The sequence below is a fragment of the Candidatus Electrothrix sp. genome (assembly GCF_052785085.1).
In genome coordinates, this window is the sequence record NZ_JALAAI010000035.1 from 1 (window position 1) to 20,485 (window position 20,485).

General features: G+C 45.3%; 27 protein-coding genes and 1 pseudogene. 9 read left to right on the forward strand and 19 right to left on the reverse strand.

Going from position 1 to position 20,485, the window contains the following annotated elements; all coding sequences use genetic code 11:
- Nucleotides 1-96, forward strand: a pseudogene (locus tag L2082_RS07605) (transposase); the annotation flags it as partial.
- Here L2082_RS07605 and L2082_RS07610 read toward each other — a convergent pair.
- Complete coding sequence (locus tag L2082_RS07610; protein ID WP_446008560.1) at nt 80-748, reverse strand: hypothetical protein; 669 nt, start codon at nt 746-748, stop codon at nt 80-82. The pseudogene L2082_RS07605 and the gene L2082_RS07610 overlap by 17 nt on opposite strands.
- Before the next feature lie 325 nt (nt 749-1,073).
- On the opposite strand from L2082_RS07610, the gene L2082_RS07615 reads away from it, so the two are divergent.
- The 5 genes from L2082_RS07615 (at nt 1,074) to L2082_RS07635 (ending at nt 4,793) form a co-directional block, all read left to right on the forward strand.
- A complete protein-coding gene (locus tag L2082_RS07615) occupies nt 1,074-1,517 on the forward strand; it encodes a hypothetical protein (protein ID WP_446008559.1) in 444 nt (147 codons plus the stop codon).
- A 74-nt stretch (nt 1,518-1,591) separates the two neighbouring features.
- On the forward strand, nt 1,592-1,726 hold the full coding sequence (locus tag L2082_RS07620) for a hypothetical protein (RefSeq protein WP_446008558.1): 135 nt from the start codon (nt 1,592-1,594) through the stop codon (nt 1,724-1,726).
- Between the two features lie 149 nt (nt 1,727-1,875).
- The gene (locus tag L2082_RS07625; protein ID WP_446008557.1) at nt 1,876-2,700 is read left to right on the forward strand and encodes a TatD family hydrolase; all 825 of its coding nucleotides are present in this window, start codon (nt 1,876-1,878) and stop codon (nt 2,698-2,700) included.
- Nucleotides 2,700-3,389 carry a YggS family pyridoxal phosphate-dependent enzyme gene (locus L2082_RS07630; protein WP_446008556.1) on the forward strand — a complete coding sequence of 230 codons (690 nt, stop codon included), beginning with the start codon at nt 2,700-2,702 and terminating at the stop codon, nt 3,387-3,389. Before L2082_RS07625 ends, L2082_RS07630 begins: the two co-directional genes overlap by 1 nt.
- Before the next feature lie 93 nt (nt 3,390-3,482).
- Complete coding sequence (locus L2082_RS07635) at nt 3,483-4,793, forward strand: UDP-glucose dehydrogenase family protein (protein ID WP_446008555.1); 1,311 nt, start codon at nt 3,483-3,485, stop codon at nt 4,791-4,793.
- A 155-nt stretch (nt 4,794-4,948) separates the two neighbouring features.
- On the opposite strand, the gene L2082_RS07640 is transcribed toward L2082_RS07635, so the two are convergent.
- Nucleotides 4,949-5,203 (reverse strand): PxxKW family cysteine-rich protein, encoded by a 255-nt coding sequence (locus tag L2082_RS07640; protein WP_446008554.1) that lies wholly within the window; start codon nt 5,201-5,203, stop codon nt 4,949-4,951.
- Between the two features lie 188 nt (nt 5,204-5,391).
- On the opposite strand from L2082_RS07640, the gene L2082_RS07645 reads away from it, so the two are divergent.
- The 3 genes from L2082_RS07645 (at nt 5,392) to L2082_RS07655 (ending at nt 8,167) form a co-directional block, all read left to right on the forward strand.
- Complete coding sequence (locus L2082_RS07645) at nt 5,392-6,597, forward strand: type II secretion system F family protein (protein ID WP_446008553.1); 1,206 nt, start codon at nt 5,392-5,394, stop codon at nt 6,595-6,597.
- Between the two features lie 149 nt (nt 6,598-6,746).
- The gene (locus L2082_RS07650; protein WP_446008552.1) at nt 6,747-7,031 is read left to right on the forward strand and encodes an integration host factor subunit alpha; all 285 of its coding nucleotides are present in this window, start codon (nt 6,747-6,749) and stop codon (nt 7,029-7,031) included.
- Between the two features lie 134 nt (nt 7,032-7,165).
- A complete protein-coding gene (locus L2082_RS07655) occupies nt 7,166-8,167 on the forward strand; it encodes a hypothetical protein (protein WP_446008551.1) in 1,002 nt (333 codons plus the stop codon).
- Nucleotides 8,168-8,204: 37 nt separating this feature from the next.
- On the opposite strand, the gene ribD is transcribed toward L2082_RS07655, so the two are convergent.
- From ribD to L2082_RS07740, 17 genes are all read right to left on the reverse strand, one after another.
- Nucleotides 8,205-9,326: a bifunctional diaminohydroxyphosphoribosylaminopyrimidine deaminase/5-amino-6-(5-phosphoribosylamino)uracil reductase RibD gene (ribD, locus tag L2082_RS07660; protein ID WP_446008550.1), complete on the reverse strand. Its 1,122-nt coding sequence runs from the start codon at nt 9,324-9,326 to the stop codon at nt 8,205-8,207.
- A 6-nt stretch (nt 9,327-9,332) separates the two neighbouring features.
- Complete coding sequence (gene nrdR / locus L2082_RS07665; protein WP_446008549.1) at nt 9,333-9,797, reverse strand: transcriptional regulator NrdR; 465 nt, start codon at nt 9,795-9,797, stop codon at nt 9,333-9,335.
- A gap of 5 nt (nt 9,798-9,802) precedes the next feature.
- Nucleotides 9,803-11,056, reverse strand: coding sequence for a serine hydroxymethyltransferase (locus L2082_RS07670; protein ID WP_446008548.1), 1,254 nt, complete (start codon nt 11,054-11,056; stop codon nt 9,803-9,805).
- Nucleotides 11,057-11,298: 242 nt separating this feature from the next.
- Nucleotides 11,299-11,724, reverse strand: a complete 426-nt coding sequence (gene rpiB / locus L2082_RS07675; protein WP_446008547.1) for a ribose 5-phosphate isomerase B — start codon at nt 11,722-11,724, stop codon at nt 11,299-11,301.
- 22 nt (nt 11,725-11,746) lie between these two features.
- Complete coding sequence (fabF, locus tag L2082_RS07680) at nt 11,747-13,000, reverse strand: beta-ketoacyl-ACP synthase II (protein WP_446008546.1); 1,254 nt, start codon at nt 12,998-13,000, stop codon at nt 11,747-11,749.
- 158 nt (nt 13,001-13,158) lie between these two features.
- Entirely contained in the window at nt 13,159-13,392 is a 234-nt protein-coding gene (acpP, locus tag L2082_RS07685) for an acyl carrier protein (protein ID WP_446008545.1), read from the reverse strand.
- A 169-nt stretch (nt 13,393-13,561) separates the two neighbouring features.
- Entirely contained in the window at nt 13,562-14,311 is a 750-nt protein-coding gene (fabG, locus tag L2082_RS07690; RefSeq protein WP_446008544.1) for a 3-oxoacyl-ACP reductase FabG, read from the reverse strand.
- Entirely contained in the window at nt 14,301-15,500 is a 1,200-nt protein-coding gene (locus L2082_RS07695) for an FAD-binding protein (RefSeq protein ID WP_446008543.1), read from the reverse strand. Before L2082_RS07695 ends, fabG begins: the two co-directional genes overlap by 11 nt.
- A 38-nt stretch (nt 15,501-15,538) precedes the next feature.
- Entirely contained in the window at nt 15,539-15,712 is a 174-nt protein-coding gene (locus L2082_RS07700) for a type II toxin-antitoxin system HicA family toxin (protein ID WP_446008542.1), read from the reverse strand.
- Nucleotides 15,712-15,903: a type II toxin-antitoxin system HicB family antitoxin gene (locus L2082_RS07705; protein ID WP_446008541.1), complete on the reverse strand. Its 192-nt coding sequence runs from the start codon at nt 15,901-15,903 to the stop codon at nt 15,712-15,714. Before L2082_RS07705 ends, L2082_RS07700 begins: the two co-directional genes overlap by 1 nt.
- Before the next feature lie 286 nt (nt 15,904-16,189).
- Nucleotides 16,190-16,456 (reverse strand): PIN domain-containing protein, encoded by a 267-nt coding sequence (locus L2082_RS07710; protein WP_446011588.1) that lies wholly within the window; start codon nt 16,454-16,456, stop codon nt 16,190-16,192.
- Entirely contained in the window at nt 16,456-16,671 is a 216-nt protein-coding gene (locus L2082_RS07715) for a DUF2281 domain-containing protein (protein ID WP_446008539.1), read from the reverse strand. The genes L2082_RS07710 and L2082_RS07715 overlap by 1 nt, the downstream gene beginning before the upstream one ends.
- Nucleotides 16,672-16,776: 105 nt before the next feature.
- On the reverse strand, nt 16,777-17,208 hold the full coding sequence (locus L2082_RS07720; RefSeq protein WP_446011589.1) for a PIN domain-containing protein: 432 nt from the start codon (nt 17,206-17,208) through the stop codon (nt 16,777-16,779).
- Nucleotides 17,195-17,410, reverse strand: coding sequence for a hypothetical protein (locus L2082_RS07725; RefSeq protein ID WP_446008537.1), 216 nt, complete (start codon nt 17,408-17,410; stop codon nt 17,195-17,197). The genes L2082_RS07720 and L2082_RS07725 overlap by 14 nt, the downstream gene beginning before the upstream one ends.
- Before the next feature lie 65 nt (nt 17,411-17,475).
- Nucleotides 17,476-18,255 (reverse strand): electron transfer flavoprotein subunit beta/FixA family protein, encoded by a 780-nt coding sequence (locus L2082_RS07730; protein WP_446008536.1) that lies wholly within the window; start codon nt 18,253-18,255, stop codon nt 17,476-17,478.
- Nucleotides 18,256-18,318: 63 nt separating this feature from the next.
- Nucleotides 18,319-19,467: an acyl-CoA dehydrogenase family protein gene (locus tag L2082_RS07735; protein WP_446008535.1), complete on the reverse strand. Its 1,149-nt coding sequence runs from the start codon at nt 19,465-19,467 to the stop codon at nt 18,319-18,321.
- A 33-nt stretch (nt 19,468-19,500) separates the two neighbouring features.
- On the reverse strand, nt 19,501-20,475 hold the full coding sequence (locus L2082_RS07740) for a beta-ketoacyl-ACP synthase III (RefSeq protein WP_446011590.1): 975 nt from the start codon (nt 20,473-20,475) through the stop codon (nt 19,501-19,503).
- Nucleotides 20,476-20,485: the final 10 nt, after the last annotated feature.

Below are 20,485 nucleotides of genomic sequence, written 5' to 3' on the forward strand. Positions count from 1 at the left end.
TTTGTTGAAGGACTCAATAACAGCATAAGAAACATTATTCGGACTGCGTTTGGATATAGAAATTTTGAAAATTTCAGGCTCAGAGTATTTGCGGAACATGGCGTTCCCCACTAATCTGCGATGAGCCAAATCTTTTTGTATAATACAATCCATAACCACTGTGATTTGTCCCAAGCTTGCCTTTTCCTTCTAAACAAGAACTTACCCCAAGATTGCAAGCCATTCTACAGGGATTTATGCTATCAGGATAATCTCTCAAGTAATCTCTTAAAGCATTATTTATACCTATCCCATTATCAGCAAGAGAAATTTCCAGAAAATCAGATGACGGCCAATCTTGAACGCAGCAAATTGGGGGTTCTTCTACATCAGCATGAGCATAGAAATTCTGAAATATTTCTGCTATCACAAGTTGAAGAATATCATTCGTTCCATAATCAAGATAATTATTATCATAAAGAATATCCATTATCTTTTTCATTTGACTATCATCAACAAACTGATCTTGCAATTTTATAGCTTTTCTATGGTAACTACCATCTACAGTATCAACTTCCAAAGGGTCATCGAACCTCATAGCCTCTGCATAATCAGCATGATATTGAAACCCAACGGTATAATCAGTGTAATTATGGAGAATCGACATCATAACTATATGAACAGGTTTCAAAAAACTTGATGTGCATTGAATTGTCTTTTCTTTTTTATTCAGTCGAAACTGAACCAAGTCACTATAGTCAAAGTACATTTTCCAGAATTATTATGAGAGGTTAAAAGTTAGCCCACTAATAAACACGATGAATTAAAAAAGTACACTGGAATATACTATTGACGATAAGAAGAAGGAACAAAAAACTGTTTTTTGAAATGCTTCCTGCGGGCTTCTTGCAGGCTTGCGGGCTGCAAATGGTTCAATGTGGATCGTTTTGGAACGGCGGGAAGGGGCGTAAAACTGTTTGGAAGTGGTGTGGTTGACGGCCTCTCAAAACGCAACAAGGGCGGGAAATGTACGCAGCTAGGTATCACAGCCCCGTTTTTAAACCGCGCAGTCTGTGAGTTTGAGAGGTGTATTAATGGCTCGAATCCCGATAGCACTCTCTATGAGCAAGAAAAGAAAAACAACTGCTCTTTTCCCTTGCAATTTCCAGCAACAAGAGCTAATTCTTGAATTCTGTTCAAGGAACGGTATCCATCGCACCTTTTGCAGAAGCAAACGCCCCGGAAGCGATCAACAACGCATATTTTGCCGTTTGCAACGCCCCGTTTGCCGTTTAAATCAAGGCGATTCACACTTGAATCAGGGCAATTTCAATGTAAATCAAGGCGATTTAAATGTAAATCAGGCCGATTCACGCTTCAATCGGAGCAATTTAAGTGTACATCGGATCAATTCACACTTAAATCGGGCCATTTTAAACGTCAATCAGGACGATTTAAATGTAAATAAGGCCGTTTTAAATGGCAATCGGGATGATTCAAACGTGCTTTCTATCACAAAAAAAGAAAAATATCAATAGGATGTTTACTGTAAACGTGCAGGTAGATTACAGGTCAAACAGAAAAACAGATATCAAAGCAAAGAGGTTTGAACATGCGTTTTCCGAACACTGAAGCAAAGATCATAGCCGGGCTGAGAGACAATCCCAACTTCCCTGATCCACCGGTCTCGTCGGATCAACTCCAGGCCAGTCTGGACAAATTTCTTAATTCCAGAAAGACTTCCTAAACTCAAGAAGCATCCCGTAAACCCTTCAATCATGCTTTCCATCTTGTCCTGTTTGCTTCTTTCTGGTATGACTGCATAAGATAGTTCATTTTATCTCGTTTTGTAGAAAATAATACATACCCGCAAGAAAAGCCGGACACCCCTTCACAATGAAAAAAAAAATACAGCCGCCTGCTCTCTCGCCAGGGTACGGCCTGATTGACTCACATTGTCATCTTGACATGGAAAATGGTCAGGATGATATCGACAATCTTATAGACTCTGCCAGGCAATGCCAAGTCGATACCATCATCACCATTGGCATTGATCTTGCCAGTTCACAACAGGCAGTGGAACTCGCTCACACCTATCCCGGAGTTTATGCCTCAGTGGGTATTCACCCACATAGTGCTGAAGACGGAGATGATGCTGTCTATCAGCAACTGCAAGAATTATCGACCCTGGAAAAGGTTGTTGCTTACGGAGAGATCGGCCTTGATTATGCCAAACAATACGCACCCGTAGAACGTCAACGTAAAGAATTTGCCCGCCAGCTTTCCCTTGCCAAGGAACTGGACCTGCCCATCATTATTCATGACCGTGATGCCCATGAGGACACACTCCACATCCTCAAAGAACAGGGGCCATTCCCGGCAGGCGGGGTCATGCATTGTTTTTCCGGGGACATGGCCTTTGCCCACCAGGTACTTGACCTGGGCCTCTTTATATCTATACCCGGAATTGTCACCTTTAAGAATGCGTCGGATCTCCAACAGGTTGCCCAGGAAATTCCCTTGGATCACATGTTGCTGGAAACCGACGGCCCTTTTCTTACTCCGGTTCCTTTTCGAGGTAAACGTAATCGCCCGGAATATCTGCTCTACACAGCGGCCAAAATAGCGGAATTGAGAGAAATTTCAATTGAAGAGATTGCCCGGCAAACTTCACTGAATACCAAAAAACTCTTTTCCTTACCCGCACAAGGTGATACATAATGATCTGTGCCAATCTGGAATACATACGATCGATTATTGAGAAAACAGCACAAAAATGCGGACGTGATCCCCAAGAAATCAAGCTTGTTGCTGTCTCTAAACGCATGCCTGCTGCAATGATCACTGAAGCACAGCAATGCGGACAAATACTCTTTGGAGAGAATTACCTTCAGGATGCGGAAGCAAAAATCCAGCAATTGCCATCTTCTCTGCGCTGGCATTTTATTGGTCATTTACAAAGCAATAAAGCCAAAATGGCTGCTGAACTCTTTCAGATGATTGAGACCGTTGACCGGCTCAAAATTGCCCGGGCTCTGGATCGGCACGCTGAAGCCTTTATGAAGAAACTCGACATCCTGATTCAAATAAATGTGGGTCGGGAACCGCAAAAGTCTGGTATCCTTCCTGAAGATGCACTTGAACTCCTGCAGGCTCTTCAACCTCTGACCAACCTGCGCATACGCGGACTCATGACCATGCCTCCTTACGGACGGGAACCAGAGGAAAGCCGGCCTTTTTTTCAGACTTTGAAAAAATTATCCCTGGAACTTGCAGACAAGAGCCTTTTTTATGATAATAAGACGGTCGAGCTTTCCATGGGTATGTCAGGCGACTTTACTGTTGCCATTGAGGAGGGAGCGACTCTGGTTCGGGTAGGCACGGCTATATTCGGCACAAGACCTCAATAATCACCTTCAACATCAGGCTAACCGGTTGGTCTGAAAAACAAAAAAGAGAAGACGGGTTCAACTTCTCAACTACTTGCAAAAAAAAGGAAAAAAATGAAGATAGCAATGATTGGGACAGGGTATGTCGGTCTCGTAACTGGAACCTGTTTTGCCGAATTCGGCCATCACATCATCTGTGTTGATAAACTTGAGGATAAAATCACAACGCTGAAGCAGGGAAAAATCCCTATCTACGAGCCAGGTCTGGACGTTATGGTGGCAAAAAATGCTGCGGAAGGCCGTCTCCAGTTTACCACAGATTTAGCAGAGGCTGTCCCTGATGCAGATGCAGTATTTATCGCTGTGGGCACTCCAACCTCTCGAAGAGGTGATGGGTATGCCGACCTGACCTATATTTACGCTGCCGCCCAAGAACTTGCCGAACACCTGGAAAACTACACGGTTATTGTGGATAAAAGCACAGTGCCTGTCGGGACTGCCCGTCAAGTTTCCAGAATCATCAAGGAGACAAACCCAGAAGCAGATTTTGATGTGGCCTCAAACCCTGAATTCCTCCGTGAGGGCGCGGCCATTGCCGATTTCATGCGACCAGACCGCGTCGTTATTGGCGTGGAATCTGAACGATCTGAACAGGTCTTACGGGAGATATACCAACCTCTGTACCTGCGTGATACCCCCATTGTCAGCACCAGCATTGAAACAGCTGAACTCACTAAGTATGCGGCAAATGCCTTTCTTGCTGTTAAAATCAGCTTTATCAATGAAATCGCTTCGATCTGCGAGGCAGTGGGAGCAAACGTTGTTGACCTTGCCAAAGGAATCGGCATGGACCGCAGGATCGGGAGCAAATTTCTTCACCCCGGCCCTGGATACGGTGGCTCCTGCTTTCCCAAGGACACCTTGGCCCTGATGCGCCTTGTCCAGGAATATGGAGAAAGTCTGCGTATTATTGAGGCCGCAGTGGAGGTCAACGCAGCACAAAAGGCCCGCATGGTCAAGAAAATCCGGGATGCTCTGGGCGGTTCAGAAGCAGGAAAAACTATTGCTGTGCTTGGCCTGACCTTTAAACCGGAAACCGATGATATGCGTGATGCACCGGCCCTGACCATCCTGCCAGCCTTGCTCGAAAAAGGAGCAAGCCTCCGTGTCCATGACCCAAAAGGAATGGAGGAAGCAAAAAACTTTCTTCCCAATGGAGTCGAATATGTCGATGATGCCTATACGGTCTGCCAAGGAGCAGACGCTGTGGTCTTGATGACAGAATGGAATCAGTACAGGGCCTTGGACCTGGAAAGACTCAAGGCCAGCATGAAGGAGTTGATCTTTATAGATCTGCGTAATGTATATGAGCCTGCAAGCCTCACAGGCTTAGGCTTCAAGTACGTGGGGGTGGGCAGGAAATAAGAGAGTCATACGTACCAATATCAGCTGTCAGCAAAAATAAACGCTCCCGCCCCTTGGGGGCGGGGTATCAGCCCCTGGAACTTCGCAATGAACAGAAAATAACAGAGCTGGCAGCTGACAACAGTTTTGGTCCGCAGATACAAAGAAAATACTGGTTATTTTCCTCTGCGCTTTGAACTCGCTCGTTTTGCGGCTTTCAGCGGATTAATGCGGACTTTAGCAACCTTAATTTCCGGCTTGGCATGAGTGGCAAAATTACATATACCCAAACGCCATTTTGCAGCTGGATTAACATAGGTTTTACAATACTGATTGCTGTTTTCTTCAACAATCCTATCACAGCCATCACATTTCTCTATAATCGGCTGAAAGGGACCATCACTATAATTTACGGCCTTACTTGTCTGCATTTTGCGAACCTCCTGAAAAAAATATAATATTTCTCTTGAATCAGAAAAAAAAATTACATACAATGAATGTAAAAGTGTCCTGTTTAATTTTAAACAAAAAATATCACTTTATAAAGGCTATCAATGCAACTGTCAACAATTTATCTGGTCTTCCCTGCATTCACATAAATATTTCTGGAGTCTGAATCATGCCTGTCTACGTCTGGAAGGGAAAAAACACATTGGGCAATACCATTAAGGGTGAAATAGAAGTGGCCAACGAGGCTGCTGTTCTTGCCCAGCTCAAACGATTACGAATCCAAAACCCAAAGATAAAAGAAAAACCCAAGGATATGTTCGAAAATGTAGCCTTTTTGCAACCAAAGGTTACTGGTAAGGATATCGTTGTCTTTACCCGCCAATTGTCCACCATGATTGATGCAGGACTCCCCCTTGTCCAGAGCCTGCAGATTTTATCTAAGCAGCAGGAAAACCCTACCTTTAAACGCGCTCTGCTGGAAATCGTTAATGACGTGGAAACAGGAACAACTCTTGCCGACGGCATGCGTAAGCATCCGAAAGTTTTCGATCCCCTTTTTGCCAACATGATTGAGGCGGGTGAGGTGGGTGGTATTCTTGATACCATTCTTGGGCGTTTGGCGGCATTTAAGGAAAAGTCCATGGCTCTGCAGAAAAAGATCAAAGGTGCCATGACCTATCCTGTAATTTGTCTCGGCATTGCTATTCTTATTCTTGCTGTTATCCTGATTTTCGTTATCCCTGTTTTTGAAGAGATGTTTGCCAGCATGGGCGGTGCTTTACCGACACCTACCCAAATTGTTGTTGATATGAGTGAATTTGCCAAGGCCAATTTTCTCTATATTATTATGGCTGGATTTGTAGTAAGTTTTCTTTTTAAGAAATACTATGCTACAGAAAAAGGAAAATTAAAAATAGACGGACTGCTCCTTCATGCCCCGGTGGCAGGAATACTGATCCGCAAGGTAGCGGTAGCCAAGTTCACCCGAACCCTCAGCACCATGCTGGAAAGTGGTGTTCCTATTCTTGATGCCTTACAGGTTGTGGCCAAGACAGCAGGTAATAAGGTTATTGAGCAGGCAGTTTTCCATGTGGCGGATTCCATCGCTGAAGGTCGACCGATTGCCGAGCCTTTGGAAGAATCCGGCGTGTTTCCCAATATGGTTGTCCAGATGATTAATGTCGGTGAATCGGTTGGTGCGCTTGACGCAATGCTTTCAAAAATAGCTGACTTTTATGATGAAGAGGTTGACCAAGCTGTGGAAAATCTTACTGCTATGATTGAACCCTTTATGATGGTTTTTCTTGGTGGCACCATCGGTGGACTTGTTGTTGCTATGTATTTACCTATCTTCACAATGGCCGATGCTATCTGATCTTGACAGAAAAAATAAGAGAACTGAAAAATAATCAACATAGCACCCCGTTACGACCTGATTATCATTGACATGCCTGTCAAATCTCGTATCATATAACTGAAAAGTCAAGAAAAGTACTCAAAAGATACTGTGGAGGTAGTTTACCAATGACATTGACAAAAGCAAACCTCGTACAAGAGGTTTATCAGCAGCACCCTGGGTTAACCAAAGCCCAGGCAACAGATTCCGTGGAAACCTTTATCACCCTTGTTAAGGATTCACTGATCAGTGGAGAAGACCTTCTTCTCAGCGGATTCGGTAAATTTAACGTCAAGGATAAACGCCCAAGAAGAGGGCGTAATCCGCAGACAGGTGACGAACTGATTTTGGATGCCAGACGGGTCATTACCTTTAAGCCATCTGGAATTCTTCGCAATAAGATCAACGGATAATGTTGTAAACTTTCTTAGGTATATCAGCTTGACCGAAACCGAATCGGGACGTACTGTAATGTAACGTCCCGATTTTTCTTTTTACCCCTCTCTCATCTTTCACCTTATCTTCTTTCTCTCATATACAGACACCAGTGAACAACGTAATGCCCTGCTATCTTCAGGTAAGGCTACAGGATATTAACCTGGATGACAGGAGCTATAGCCTTAATCCTTTCCCGGAAGATTTCAAACAAGATCTTGTACAAAGTATCTGCGAGCTTGGGATACTTCAGCCCCCTCTGCTATTGGAACAGCAGGATGGTTATATTATCCTCTCAGGAAGAAAGCGTATTGAAGCTTATCTGCAACTCTGCAACAACAGACTTGAATCCTCTCAACAAAAAAATAGCAACGACCAGAAGATAACTGCACTTAGCATAACTACGGCTCTGGAGAAGGAAGAAGGCTATCCTCTACATCTCTTCAAAGTCCTTTTAGAACATCAGCTACTTGGCAACAGGCTGACTCTCATTGAACAGGCTGTTTTTTTGAAGAAAGCTGCGAAAGTTCTTGATAAGCAAGATCTCGTCTCCTTCCTCCCCCTGTTCGGTCTGAAGACCAAGCCCCATATACCTGGAGAGATCATCTCTCTCCTTGATCTGGAAGTCTCTGTGCAACAAGGAATGCATAAAGGGATTATTTCCCAACGATCAGGGAAAAAACTAGCCCGCTTTTCACCAGATGATCAGAAAAAACTCGCTGAAATTATTTATGAGTACCAGCTTGGGGGATCAAAACAACAAAAACTGCTGGAACGTTTCTTCCAACTGACAAAGCGAAAAAAAATTACGACGGAGAGATTACTTGACTTATGGAAGGAGACAGTAAAAGAAAAACAGCTTAATGGACCCCAACGATCAACCTCTCTTCTCCGTTGGCTTGATCAACAGTACCACCCACGGCTGGCACGAGCTGAAGGAGAATTCAGAACATTCTCTTCACAACTTCAACTCCCTGCTGGCCTACGCCTTGAGCATAGCCCAGCTTTTGAAGAAGAGCAGATAACACTGAGTATAGATTTCAAGAGCAAAGAAGAATTGGCCCACGTTTGGCCACAGATCAAGATACTGATCAAAAAAGACAAAGAGGAGTAAGAAAGCAGATCACCAGAAGGCTTGTAAAAAAAATAAGTTAGCACAACAATCCCTGAAGCAGGATATCTTGTCCCACGATTTCTGTTGTTTGATTTTCTAAACAAAGCGGAGCCTCTCCTTCTCCGAGACTATAACCGCTCAAAAGCGATGTGCCTTGTTCACCAATAAAATAGGGCGCAGTGAAAAGGTAGACTTGATCCACTAATTTTTTCTGAAGAAAAGAGCCGTGGACAGCTGCCCCACCTTCGACCAAAACAGAAGTAATATCAGCTTGGCCTAAACAACGCAGAACCTGATTAAGGTCAAGTCCACCATCCTGATCACTCTCAACCCTATGAACAACGGCTCCAGCCTGTTCAAGCTCCTTCTGCTTTTGTTCTGATGCATTATGATCACAGAAAATCCAGGTTGGCGCCGAAGAATTTTGAGTAAGCATCTTGGCATAAGGAGAAAGCCGGAGACGGCTATCAAGTATGACCCGAACAGGGTCCTGTCCAGCCGCTTCATTCCTATCTGCCCTATCTCCTAACCGAGTTGTTAAGGAAGGGTCATCAATCAGAGCAGTACCACTGCCTATAAGAATCGCATCTAACTGATCTCGCAACAGATGCACTCTTTTTTTTGCCTCTGGCCCGGTGATAGCCCCACCTGCTCCTTGCCTGCGGCTGATTTTCCCGTCCAGGCTCATCCCGGCCTTCATCACAACCCAGGGAAGGCCTGAGACAGAATGTTTCAAAAAAGGATAGTTGAGCTGTCGACATTCCTGCTCAAGAACACCGAGCTTAACCTCAAGCCCCTGGGAGCGGAGAAAATCTGCTCCACCTGAAGCCACAGGGTTGGGATCAGCCATCCCTATGACAACCCGCCTGAACCCGGCTGTCAAAATAGCCTGGGTGCATGGTGGTGTCCTCCCCGTATGATTACAAGGCTCCAGCGTTACATATATGGTTGCTCCGACACAGCTCATCCCCTTTTCAAGGGCATCAGCAATGGCGTTGACTTCTGCGTGGGGAGTGCCAGCTCGACGATGATCCCCCTGGGCTATCACCTCGTCATCTCTCACAATAACCGCCCCAACACAGGGATTAGGCGATGTCCGTCCGAGACCCTTTTTTGCCTCCTTGAGAGCAAGACGCATATAGCGTAAGTCGTGTTCCATTGGGAGCTACTTTTCTTGATCTTTGCCGAGAAACTGCTTCAACTCATCCACGAATTCGTTGACATCCTTGAATTGTCGATAGACTGAGGCGAAACGGACATAGGCAACCTCATCCAATTGTGGGAGATCCTCCATAACCCATTCTCCAAGCTGAGAGGTAGAAAGCTCCTTTCCCCCTATATCCTGGAGCCTGTGTTCAATACCGTCAACAAAATAATCAATATCCTCTGGACTCACCGACCGTTTTTCACAGGCCTTTTCTAATCCAAGGATCATCTTGCCGCGATCCCAAGCCTCACGACGCCCATCTTTTTTCACCAGCATGGGCAGCATCATTTCAATACGCTCATAGGTGGTGAAACGCTGATCACAGGCCTCACAGTGACGACGTCGCCTGGTAATCGTTTTGTCCTTATTCAGGCGGGAATCAATAACCCGGTTATCCAGCTGACCGCAATAGGGGCATTTCATAGTTCTTAGAGTGAGGTATCTCTGACCATCTCCGGGTACAGAGGAACCGTCTCACAAAAATTCCGTACTTCCTGCCGTACCTGAGCAGCTTCTTCCTCTCCTGAAGTCAGTACCCGGTTGATCCAGTCACCGATCATAACCATCTCTGGCTCCTTCAATCCTCTGGTGGTGACAGACGGGGTACCTATGCGGATACCACTGGTCACAAACCGTGATTGCTTGTCAAAAGGAATAGCATTCTTATTAACAGTCAAACCAGCCTGTTCCAAGCGCTTTTCAACATCCTTTCCAGTCAAATTCTTGCTGCTCAGGTCAATAAGAAGAAGGTGGTTATCCGTACCACCTGAGACTATACGGAAGCCATGCTCAGACAAGCGGGCTGCCAAAGCAGAGGCATTATCCACAACCTGTTGCTGATATTGACGATATTCCTCTGTCATAGCCTCTTTGAAACTAACAGCTTTTGCTGCAATCACATGAATAAGAGGCCCTCCCTGAATCCCAGGAAATATATTAGAGTCCAATGCCTTGGCAAATTTTTCCTTCGCCAAAATCAAACCACCTCGCGGACCACGCAGGGTCTTATGGGTGGTGGTGGTGACAAAATCCGCATAGGGTACCGGTGAAGGATGTACGCCAGCAGCTATCAGACCTGCAATATGGGCCATATCCACCATGAAAAGTGCGCCTATTTGATCAGCAATATGTCGAAATCCTTCAAAATCAATAACACGGGGGTAGGCGCTGGCACCAGCTACGATCATCTTGGGACGATTCTCAAAGGCAATTCTCTCTACCTCGGCCATATCAATGGTCTCTGTATCCCGCTTGACACCGTAGGAAATGAAGTTAAAGAGCTTACCGGAAAAAGAAACTGTTGCGCCGTGGGTCAGATGTCCACCATGCGCCAAGTCCATTCCTAATACCTTGTCACCAGGTTTCAGGGTAGCAAAATAAACTGCCATGTTGGACTGGCTGCCTGAATGCGGTTGAACATTGGCATATTCAGCATTGAACAGCTCCTTAGCCCGCTCACAGGCAAGCAACTCGACAACATCGGCATGATCGCAGCCTCCATAATAGCGTCTGTTCGGATAGCCTTCAGCATATTTATTGGTAAAAATGGAGCCTTGGGCCTCCAACACAGCCGGTGAAACAATATTCTCTGAAGCAATCAACTCCAACTGATTGGCCTGTCGCTCAAGTTCATGTTGAATTTGTCCGTAAATATCTCGGTCTGTCTCTTTTAGCGTTGCCATACCTTTTGCCTAAAATAATTTATCGTTTGTTGTACAATACCCCTCATCCCAGCCACCTGGTGGTAAGAAACTGCAAGGAATTCACAGGATACTTTCATATAAAAAAAAACGGCAGATCCTTCTGGGCTGCCGTGTATTCGTTGCTCTATCTTTACCAAAAAGGAAAGAAGGCAATAAAAAATGCCTCTACTTGCTGGTCATAAAGACTGATGCTCCCTCCTCCTTAATGTATGTAACTCAATTTAGCTGAACATATCCAATCGTCGTTGATGCCGACCACCAGCAAACTCTGTTTCCACCCAGGTTTTAACAATATCCAACGCAATCTCTGTCCCAATCACACGGCCACCAAGACAAAGCACATTGGAATTATTATGCTCCCGGCTCATTTTGGCTGTAAAGGCCTCATGACAGAGCGCAGCCCGAATTTCCTTATAGCGATTAGCAGCAATGGACATGCCAATACCGGTTCCGCACACCAGAATCCCGCAATCACAGGCCCCTGTGCGAACTGCTGTACATACCTTTTCTGCCAAATCCGGATAATCAACAGAGTCCAGAGAATGACAGCCCACTGACTCAACGTCCTGCCCCAATTCACCCAAAAATCGGATGATAAGCTCCTTAAGTTCAAAACCCCCGTGGTCACTGCCTACTGCAATTTTCATTTCTTCTTTCTCGTGGTGCTGTTCAGCCTTCAAAACGTTTCATGACAATGACACCATTGGTGCCACCAAAACCAAAAGAATTAGACATTGCCGCCCGAATTGATGTTTCTCTAGCAGTATTGGGCACATAATCAAGATCACAGTTTGGATCAGGATTTTCCAGGTTGATCGTTGGAGGAATACATTGATGATGGAGCGTCAATACCGTAAAAGCCGCCTCAATACCTCCAGCTGCGCCAAGCATATGACCGGTCATGGACTTGGTGGAACTAATCGCCAGTTTACGGGCATGGTCACCAAAAACTGCTTTGATGGCAGTCGTTTCACAACGATCATTAAGCGGAGTAGAAGTACCATGAGCATTGATATAATCAATTTCATCAGGATCCATACCAGCATTCCGCAACGCCATACTCATGCAACGAATCGCACCTTCTCCATTTTCTGGTGGAGCCGCAATATGATAGGCATCACTGGATTGGCCGTAACCAACCATCTCTGCCAGGATCTCAGCGCCACGGGCACGGGCAAACTCAAGCTCTTCCAGTATAATCATACCTGCCCCTTCGGCAATGATAAAGCCGTCACGATCTCTATCAAAGGGACGGGAAGCATGCTCAGGATCATCATTGCGAGTGGACAGGGCCTTCATTGAGGCAAAACCACCAATCGCCAAAGGTGATATCACTGATTCGGTTCCACCGGTAACAGCCACATCACAATCACCAAACATAATATGGCGATAGGCCTCACCCACAGCATGGGTCCCAGCTGCACAGGCAGTGGACAAAGCAAGATTTGGCCCTTTGGCATTAATATGCATGGAGATATGACCCGATGGCATATTGGGAATCATCCGAGGTACCAGAAAAGGGGTAATCCGACGGGGGCCCCTGTTCAGCAAGACGCTGTGATATTCTTCAATGGTCGGTAAACCACCCATACCGCACCCGGTCACAACCCCAATTCGCTCGGCCATTTCCTCAGTAATTTCCAAGCCACTGGCCTTGACAGCCATGTCAGCAGCAGCAATGCCGTATTGGACAAAATGATCCAGATGTTTTACCTGTTTCTTCTCAAACCAGAGGTCTGGTGTGAAATCCTTGACCTCAGCGGCAATTTGAGAGGAGTGCGCAGATGCATCAAAACGGGTAATAAGTCCAATACCTCCCTGCCCATTTACCAGCCTCTGCCATGTTTTATTGGTTCCGGTTCCAAGGGGAGTGACCAACCCGACCCCAGTGACAACAACCCGCCGCTGTGCATTCTTGACCATGCTTAACTACTCTGTAAGATTCCCTGTAAATCAGGTATCAGCTTGCACCCTATCGCTCTCTACCACGTAGGATAGCTGATACCTTATTCCTGTTGTAATAATAGGCAAAAGCAATTGTTGGAAATATTTCCAACCAATAGATGCTTCTACATTATTTCTCACCCCTGTATTTTACCCACATAATCAATCGCATCCTGGATAGTTACAATTTTCTCTGCATCTTCATCAGGAATTTCAACATCAAATTCTTCTTCCATAGCCATGATCAACTCGACCAGGTCAAGGGAATCTGCGCCAAGATCATCAACAAAAGATGCACCAGGAACTATTTTTTCTTTATCAACACTGAGTTGTTCTTCAATAATGTCGTTCATTTTTTCTGCAACTGCCATTCTTTTTCTCCAGAGTTGGTTTATATGAAAGTACTGTCTGTCTCCTTGGAGTCAGTCGACCAGCTTTCATGTTTTATGATGTAGCAAAAGAGTTCAGAACCATCTGTTCCGAACGATAGTTTTTCCACACGTACATTCTTGGTTAGGTTACAAGAGGACTCTTACCAGGTTAATTCCCCATGTACATACCGCCATTGACATGCAGGGTCTGCCCGGTCATGTATCCGCTTTCGTCTGAAGCCAGATAGGCCACTGCTCCGGCCACATCTTCGGGCGTTCCCAGCGTAGCCATGGGAATTTCTGCCTTAATTTTTTCTTTAATATCTTCAGAAAGATCAGAGGTCATATCTGTCACAATATAACCTGGTGCCACACAATTTACCGTAACTTTGCGACCAGCCAGCTCCCGAGCCATGGACTTGGTCAAACCCACCAGGCCTGCCTTAGCTGAGGCATAATTCACCTGACCAGCATTACCAAGAAAACCGACCACTGAGGTAATATTGATAATTCGTCCCCAGCGTTTTTTCATCATACCCCGCATAGCTGCTTTAGAACAGGTAAAGGCACCTTTGAGGTTAGTGTTCAGAACCGCATCCCAGTCATCATCCTTCATCCGGGCCACAAGTCCGTCTCGGGTAATTCCGGCATTGTTGACCAGAATATCCACCCCACCCTGCTCTGCTGTTATTTCCTTGATAGCTTTCTGGACTGCTTTACTGTCAGCAACATCAAAACCACTGAGAAATCCTTTACCACCTTGGGCCGTGATTTCGGCCAAGACCTCTTCAGCAGCTATGGAGTTACTCACATAGTTAATACCAACGGTCGCGCCTTGGGCAGCTAAATGCAGGCAAATGGCCCGTCCAATTCCCCGGCTACCACCGGTTACCAGTACTATTTTTCCATCAAGAGACATGGGTACGCTGCTCCTTTATTTTTTGAGTAAGTAGGGGAAGAATTTCAAAGAGATCCCCAACCAATCCATAGGTGGCAAGATCAAAAATTGGTGCTTTTTCGTCCCGATTAATCGCTATAATGGTTTCAGCTGACTGCATCCCCACAGTATGCTGAACAGCACCGGATATTCCACAGGCAATATAGAGTTTCGGGCTTACTGTTTTACCGGTTTGGCCCACCTGACAAGGATAGCCAATCCAACCAGCATCGACAGCAGCTCTGGAAGCCGACACGGTTCCGTTGAGTTCAGCAGCAAGCTCCCGGAGCAATTCAAAACCTTTTTCGTTTTCCATACCGCGACCACCACTCACCAATACTTCCGATTCGCGGATATTGCCCTGCTCTTCCTCGCAGAGCACGGTTTCCAGCACTTCAACCTTGGAGGATAAAAGCTCCGGTGCGAGTTTCACCGCAATCACCTCGCCGGTTCGGGAAGCATCAGCATCAGCCGGAGACATAACATTGGGCCGGACAGTTGCCATCTGCGGACGGGATCGAGGGGACTCAATGGTGGCCATAATATTGCCGCCGAATGCAGGTCTGGTCTGGAGGAGCACACCGTCTTCAGGACGAATAGCGAGATCCGTGCAATCCGCTGTCAAACCAGCTCCCAGAGCGGTTGCTACTTGCGGAATGACAGAACGACCAATGGCGGTTGCTCCAGCAAGCAAGACTTCGGGTTTATGTTCAATGATAAGATATTCGAGAACCTTGCCATACACATCTTCACGGTACTGCGCCAAGGCAGGATCATCAGCCAGCACAACCTTATCCGCACCGGCAGCGATCAATTCATCTGCCTTGCCAGCCAGATCTGCACCAAGCAGAACCGCTGTCAGAGGAGTGTGTCGTTGATCAGCCAATTGCCTGCCGATCCCCAGAAGCTCAAAGACTACCGGAGCGACTTTGCCGTGCCAGGCTTCGGCAAAGACCCAGATTCCTGACCAAGCAGAGAGGTCGGCCTGAATTTCTTTCTCAGCCCCTTCAATGCTAAGTGCTTCTACTTCGCAGGTATCCACGCAGGAACCACAGAGGGTACAGGTATCGCTGACCACGGCAATGCCTTCTTCCACGGTGATTGCGCCAAAAGCACAGTTGGCTTCACAGACACCGCAGCCGATACATGTTTCGGTATTAACTATGAGCATGATAAGTTACCGATAAATTTCTTCTTTGATTCAAAGTATCAACTCAATTTTTTGATGATAGATTTTGCCAGATTTTCATTTATTTCAGTATGTCGAGGAACAGGTTGCGATGTTTTTGTTTCTGGATTCGTATACCAGTCATGTGCCCCACCATGCCGAACCAAAATGCAGCCCATCTGTCGAAGCTTTTTGAGTAACTTCTTTCTTTTCATCAGGCTACTACCAACTCTTCCACCTTACGGATATATGGTATTTCATCTGACTCAATATCCTTCAGAAGTTCTTTCAGATTATCAATAAGTTCCTCTTTTGACATTCCCTGGGTCTGATAATCGGGATAGTCATTGAGATATCCCAAATAAAAATTCTCATCTTTCCAGTACGTATATTTAATTTTTTTCATAAATAAATAAATTAACTCCGACGATATATATCTTCCCTTGAAAGCGGCTTGAATTTAGAAATTATTATTCCATCTGCAGTATTTTTATCCTGCAAAACTTCCAATTCCTCTATCGGTCTATAAAATTTTCCCTGTTCGGTATTGGTGAAGTCGTATTCATCTTTCATGCCGAATTAAATAAACTTAACTTTAATTTTCTTTTCAACCCGTCTGAAATCTTTATCAATAGTTACAATAAAAAGATCATTTTCTTTCGCAACCTTGTATTGATAAGCATCATCAAAGTCTAAATTGTTTTATTTTTCAATATGGATAATTTCTTATATGATCCTGTTGACAACGAAATAACGCCAACATTGGGAAGAATATCTTCTGTAAACTTTTTGAATACCTCCCCTTTATCGTGCCGAAAAAGGATTACGCCTATAGAATGCAGTGAGAAATCAGAAAGAAATATTTCCCCGGCCTTGTCAACCAAAGCCTGCTTGCACTCCGCAGATTTCTCCTGAGCCAACAAAATTTCTAAAAATATATTTGTATCAAACAGGTACATTACCGCCAATCCATTGATTGATGCTGCAATTCAACAGAATTATATTTATCCTTTAAATGAGATAATCCACCTTCCCAAGAAAATTCAAATTTACCAGGGCGTGATATTTTTCCCCTTTTTCGTTTCGCCAAGAGAAAGTCCATGAAATTTAACACTTCCCTTTTTAAATCGTCCGGCAATGTACGAAACTTGCGTTCTGCTAACTGCGTATTCATAATCAAATCTCCGGTTATCGCCTATTGTGGATGTTCAACCAACTATAAATACCCCTGATCTCCTCCGCTTATTCTTTAACTGAAATTAAAATCCAACCAAAATAGTCATTTAAACGGATTAACTGTCGTATTTTCTTCAAGCACAAAACCATCCTGCATATCTTCAGAATAAAGAATGTCAGCATCGGCATACAATGCACTTGCAAGGATAAGACTGTCCCAAAAGGAATAACTGTGCGACTCTCTTATTTCAGAGGCTCTGAGAAGAATTTCATTGTCAATCCCGACGACTTCATATTTTCCGTAAAAACTTTTGATAAGTTCTCTTATCTTTTCTTCGGAAAAATGAGCTTTTCTAATGAGATTTACACAAACCTCATTTATTATTTGCGTACTGATTACAATGGCAGAATCTTTCTGTTGAATAAGAGATTTGGCAATCTTGGATTTATCCGCATCCTGTGTTTTTATAAATGCATATAGCCATATATTTGAGTCAAGAAGGTAAATCTTATCTTTTTCCTCAGCTTCGGTCATATATCTCTTCTCTTTTAAAAGGAGTAAAGTTCTTCAACTTCAAAGGAGATTCCAAAAGATTTTCAATCATGTCTGAAGCCGTATCAGCTAATTCTTCCTCCAATAATATGACCTTTACAGTAGCTTTCATCTTCCTTCTGTATTTCTTGGGAATTTCAATAATTCCGTTTTTTATTTTTGTTCGGAATTCAATTGCCTGCATAAAACGCACCTTTACAAAAAGAGAAACAACGTAAACGGACAACATGAAATATCATTAGTGAAGAACTACAAATACCCCCTAATCTCCTTCACCAACTGCTCAATCTGCTCTTCCGGGCTACCGGAAAACACCCGCCGTTCTCCGTGCGGTTCAGGAGAAAAAACCTTCGCAACCTGGGTGGGAGAACCAGTCAAACCAATGCATTCCGCTTCCGCTCCGATGTCGGCAGCGGACAGAACTTTTATCTCCGCTTTCTTGGCCTTCATCTTGCCTTTTAGGGAAGGAACCCGAGGCTCATTGATATCCTTGACCACGGTGAGCAGGGCAGGCAAAGGTAACTGTACCACATCATAACCGTCATCCATCATCCGTTCCACCTGGATGGCATTTTCGCTGACGTCACGGATTTTCTGGACGCAGGTAACATAAGGACGATTCAATTGAAATGCCAAACCAGGCCCAACCTGGGCTGTATCACCATCAATGGCCTGTTTACCACAGAGAATCAAATCAGCACCACCCACAGCCTCAACTGCTTTGGCAAGAGTATACGAGGTTGCCCAGGTATCAGCCCCGGCAAAGGCCCGGTCAGAGACCAGTACGCCTTCATCAGCACCACAGGCAATGGCCTCACGGAGGACATCCTCAGCCTGGGGCGGTCCCATAGAAAGAACCGTGACTTTACCACCGACTTTTTCCTTCAAGCTGACACCCTCTTCCAACGCATGGCGATCAAAGGGATTCATGATCGACTCCACCCCTTCTCTGGACAGGGTATTAGTCTTGGGATCCAGACGAACATTCTTGGCGTCAGGCACCTGTTTTATACAGACGACGATATTCATGTCATTTATTCATTTTCTGATAAAAAATTGTAGGGGCACGGCGCACCGTGCCCCTACTCAAATTCAAGCGTATTCTTTGTTGAGTTCCTGCCCGATCACATTGCGCTGAATCTGATTGGTTCCCTCATAAATCTGGAGGATCTTGGCATCACGCATCATTTTCTCCACGGGATACTCCTTCATATACCCGTAGCCGCCCATGACCTGCACCGCATCCGTGGTCACCTTCATCGCCATATCCGTGGCAAAAACCTTACACATGGCTGATCCCTTACTCATGTCCTTGGGATGGGTATCAATATGCTTGGCTGTACCATAGACTAAACTTCTGGCCGCCTCGACCTGAATCGCCATATCTGCCAACATATGCTGGACAGCCTGAAAACTAATAATCGGTTTATCAAACTGAACCCGCTGCTTGGCATAGACCGCCGCCTCATCAAGGGCAGCCTGCCCCAAACCAACACCAAGAGAAGCTATACCGGGACGTGAGACATCCAGGGTCTTCATAACCGTGATAAAGCCGGTTCCCTTGCGCCCGATCAAACGATCTTTGGGAATACGACAGTCTTTCATGATCAACTCACGAGTGGCTGATGCCCGAATGCCCATCTTATCTTCTTTTTTGCCGTAGGAAAAACCAGGATCTCCGTCTTCAACAACAAAAAGCGAGGCCCCGCGAACACCTTTTTCCGGGTTGGTCAAGGCAAGAATCGTATAGATTTGCGCTTCGCCGCCATTGGTGATCCACTGTTTAGTACCATTCAAAACCCATTCGTCACCGTCAAGCACAGCGGTCGTTTTAACACCAGCAGCATCAGATCCCGCACCGGCCTCAGTTAAACCAAAAGCAGCCCAGCGTGATCCCTCGGCTAAAGAGGGAAGATATTTTTCTTTCATTTCTTTACTGCCGCCAATTAACACAGGCAGGATACCCAGTCCGTTAGCAGCAAAACTGGTGGCCACACCTACGCAGCCCCGAGCCAATTCCTCCAGAGCCAAAACCGATTCTAAACAGCCTCCACCCAAACCACCATATTCCTCTGGAACAAAAATGGAAAACAAATCTGCTTTTGCTATATCCTTCAGGATATCAGCTGCAAATTCATTTTTTTCATCAAGCTCTGCGCGCTTGGGAATGATCTTTTCTTCGGAAAGCTCACGAGCAGTATCCTTGATCATTTGTTGTTCTTCTGTCAGAAAATAATCCACCTTTTTTCTCCTTTTTCTCCCATTACCCGGCAATTACCAGCGCATAAGTAAAGAACCCCAGGTAAACCCACCCCCAAAGGAACAGAACAGCACAAGATCACCCTGTTCAAGGCGTTTTTGCCTGTTGGCTTCATCAAGGGCAATAGGAATGCTTGCTGCGGAAGTATTACCATATTTGTCGACGTTTATGAATACCTTTTCCTGATCAACACCGAGCCGTTCTGTTAATTTATTGAGAATTCTTATGTTTGCCTGATGGGGAATGACTAATGAGACCTCATTGATTGAAACCTGCTGGCGATCAAGCAGATCAAGAACAGCGTTTTCCATGGCCCGAACAGCATGCTTAAAGACATCACGTCCAGTCATCTGCATGAAACAGCCATTACGCTCCTCAATGAGAAGGTCTGGATTACGGCTGGCCGGACTGTCCATGTACAGCAACTTCCAGAGACTGCCGTCAGAATACAGATTGCAATCCACAATTCCACGCTCAGCTGCTCCGGTGAGCACACAGGCTCCGGCTCCGTCACCAAAGAGGATACAGGTGTTACGATCCTCCCAGTTTATCCGGGCAGATAAGGTTTCAGAACCGATAAGCAAAACCTTCATCGCTGGATTTGCAACGATATATTTATCGGCCATATCAAGACCATACAAAAAACCTGAACAGGCTGCATTCAAATCAAAGGCAAAAGCCTTTTTCGCCCCAATCTCGGCCTGAACAAAGCAGGCACAGGAAGGCATCATCATATGGGGTGTCAGAGTAGCAACAGCAATCAGGTCAATCTCTTCCGCACTGACCTTGGCGGCAGCCAAGGCTTTTTCTGCTGCCTGGGATGCCAGTTGATAATTCTGTTCACCTGTACCGGCAATACGTCGGGTACGAATCCCTGTACGAGCACTAATCCATTCATCCGAAGTATCCACCATCTGTTCTAGGTCATCATTTGTCAGCACCCGACGAGGCAAACAGGAACCAGTTCCAAGGACAACAGCACGGTGCATAAATATTTCC

Coding starts and splice junctions, on each gene's coding strand:
- L2082_RS07610 (WP_446008560.1), bottom strand. CDS start 748: ATGTACTTTGACTATAGTGACTTGGTTCAGTTTCGACTGAATAAAAAA.
- L2082_RS07615 (WP_446008559.1), top strand. CDS start 1,074: ATGGCTCGAATCCCGATAGCACTCTCTATGAGCAAGAAAAGAAAAACA.
- L2082_RS07620 (WP_446008558.1), top strand. CDS start 1,592: ATGCGTTTTCCGAACACTGAAGCAAAGATCATAGCCGGGCTGAGAGAC.
- L2082_RS07625 (WP_446008557.1), top strand. CDS start 1,876: ATGAAAAAAAAAATACAGCCGCCTGCTCTCTCGCCAGGGTACGGCCTG.
- L2082_RS07630 (WP_446008556.1), top strand. CDS start 2,700: ATGATCTGTGCCAATCTGGAATACATACGATCGATTATTGAGAAAACA.
- L2082_RS07635 (WP_446008555.1), top strand. CDS start 3,483: ATGAAGATAGCAATGATTGGGACAGGGTATGTCGGTCTCGTAACTGGA.
- L2082_RS07640 (WP_446008554.1), bottom strand. CDS start 5,203: ATGCAGACAAGTAAGGCCGTAAATTATAGTGATGGTCCCTTTCAGCCG.
- L2082_RS07645 (WP_446008553.1), top strand. CDS start 5,392: ATGCCTGTCTACGTCTGGAAGGGAAAAAACACATTGGGCAATACCATT.
- L2082_RS07650 (WP_446008552.1), top strand. CDS start 6,747: ATGACATTGACAAAAGCAAACCTCGTACAAGAGGTTTATCAGCAGCAC.
- ribD (WP_446008550.1), bottom strand. CDS start 9,326: ATGGAACACGACTTACGCTATATGCGTCTTGCTCTCAAGGAGGCAAAA.
- nrdR (WP_446008549.1), bottom strand. CDS start 9,797: ATGAAATGCCCCTATTGCGGTCAGCTGGATAACCGGGTTATTGATTCC.
- L2082_RS07670 (WP_446008548.1), bottom strand. CDS start 11,056: ATGGCAACGCTAAAAGAGACAGACCGAGATATTTACGGACAAATTCAA.
- rpiB (WP_446008547.1), bottom strand. CDS start 11,724: ATGAAAATTGCAGTAGGCAGTGACCACGGGGGTTTTGAACTTAAGGAG.
- fabF (WP_446008546.1), bottom strand. CDS start 13,000: ATGGTCAAGAATGCACAGCGGCGGGTTGTTGTCACTGGGGTCGGGTTG.
- acpP (WP_446008545.1), bottom strand. CDS start 13,392: ATGGCAGTTGCAGAAAAAATGAACGACATTATTGAAGAACAACTCAGT.
- fabG (WP_446008544.1), bottom strand. CDS start 14,311: ATGTCTCTTGATGGAAAAATAGTACTGGTAACCGGTGGTAGCCGGGGA.
- L2082_RS07695 (WP_446008543.1), bottom strand. CDS start 15,500: ATGCTCATAGTTAATACCGAAACATGTATCGGCTGCGGTGTCTGTGAA.
- L2082_RS07700 (WP_446008542.1), bottom strand. CDS start 15,712: ATGAAAAGAAAGAAGTTACTCAAAAAGCTTCGACAGATGGGCTGCATT.
- L2082_RS07705 (WP_446008541.1), bottom strand. CDS start 15,903: ATGAAAAAAATTAAATATACGTACTGGAAAGATGAGAATTTTTATTTG.
- L2082_RS07710 (WP_446011588.1), bottom strand. CDS start 16,456: ATGTACCTGTTTGATACAAATATATTTTTAGAAATTTTGTTGGCTCAG.
- L2082_RS07715 (WP_446008539.1), bottom strand. CDS start 16,671: ATGAATACGCAGTTAGCAGAACGCAAGTTTCGTACATTGCCGGACGAT.
- L2082_RS07720 (WP_446011589.1), bottom strand. CDS start 17,208: ATGACCGAAGCTGAGGAAAAAGATAAGATTTACCTTCTTGACTCAAAT.
- L2082_RS07725 (WP_446008537.1), bottom strand. CDS start 17,410: ATGCAGGCAATTGAATTCCGAACAAAAATAAAAAACGGAATTATTGAA.
- L2082_RS07730 (WP_446008536.1), bottom strand. CDS start 18,255: ATGAATATCGTCGTCTGTATAAAACAGGTGCCTGACGCCAAGAATGTT.
- L2082_RS07740 (WP_446011590.1), bottom strand. CDS start 20,475: ATGCACCGTGCTGTTGTCCTTGGAACTGGTTCCTGTTTGCCTCGTCGG.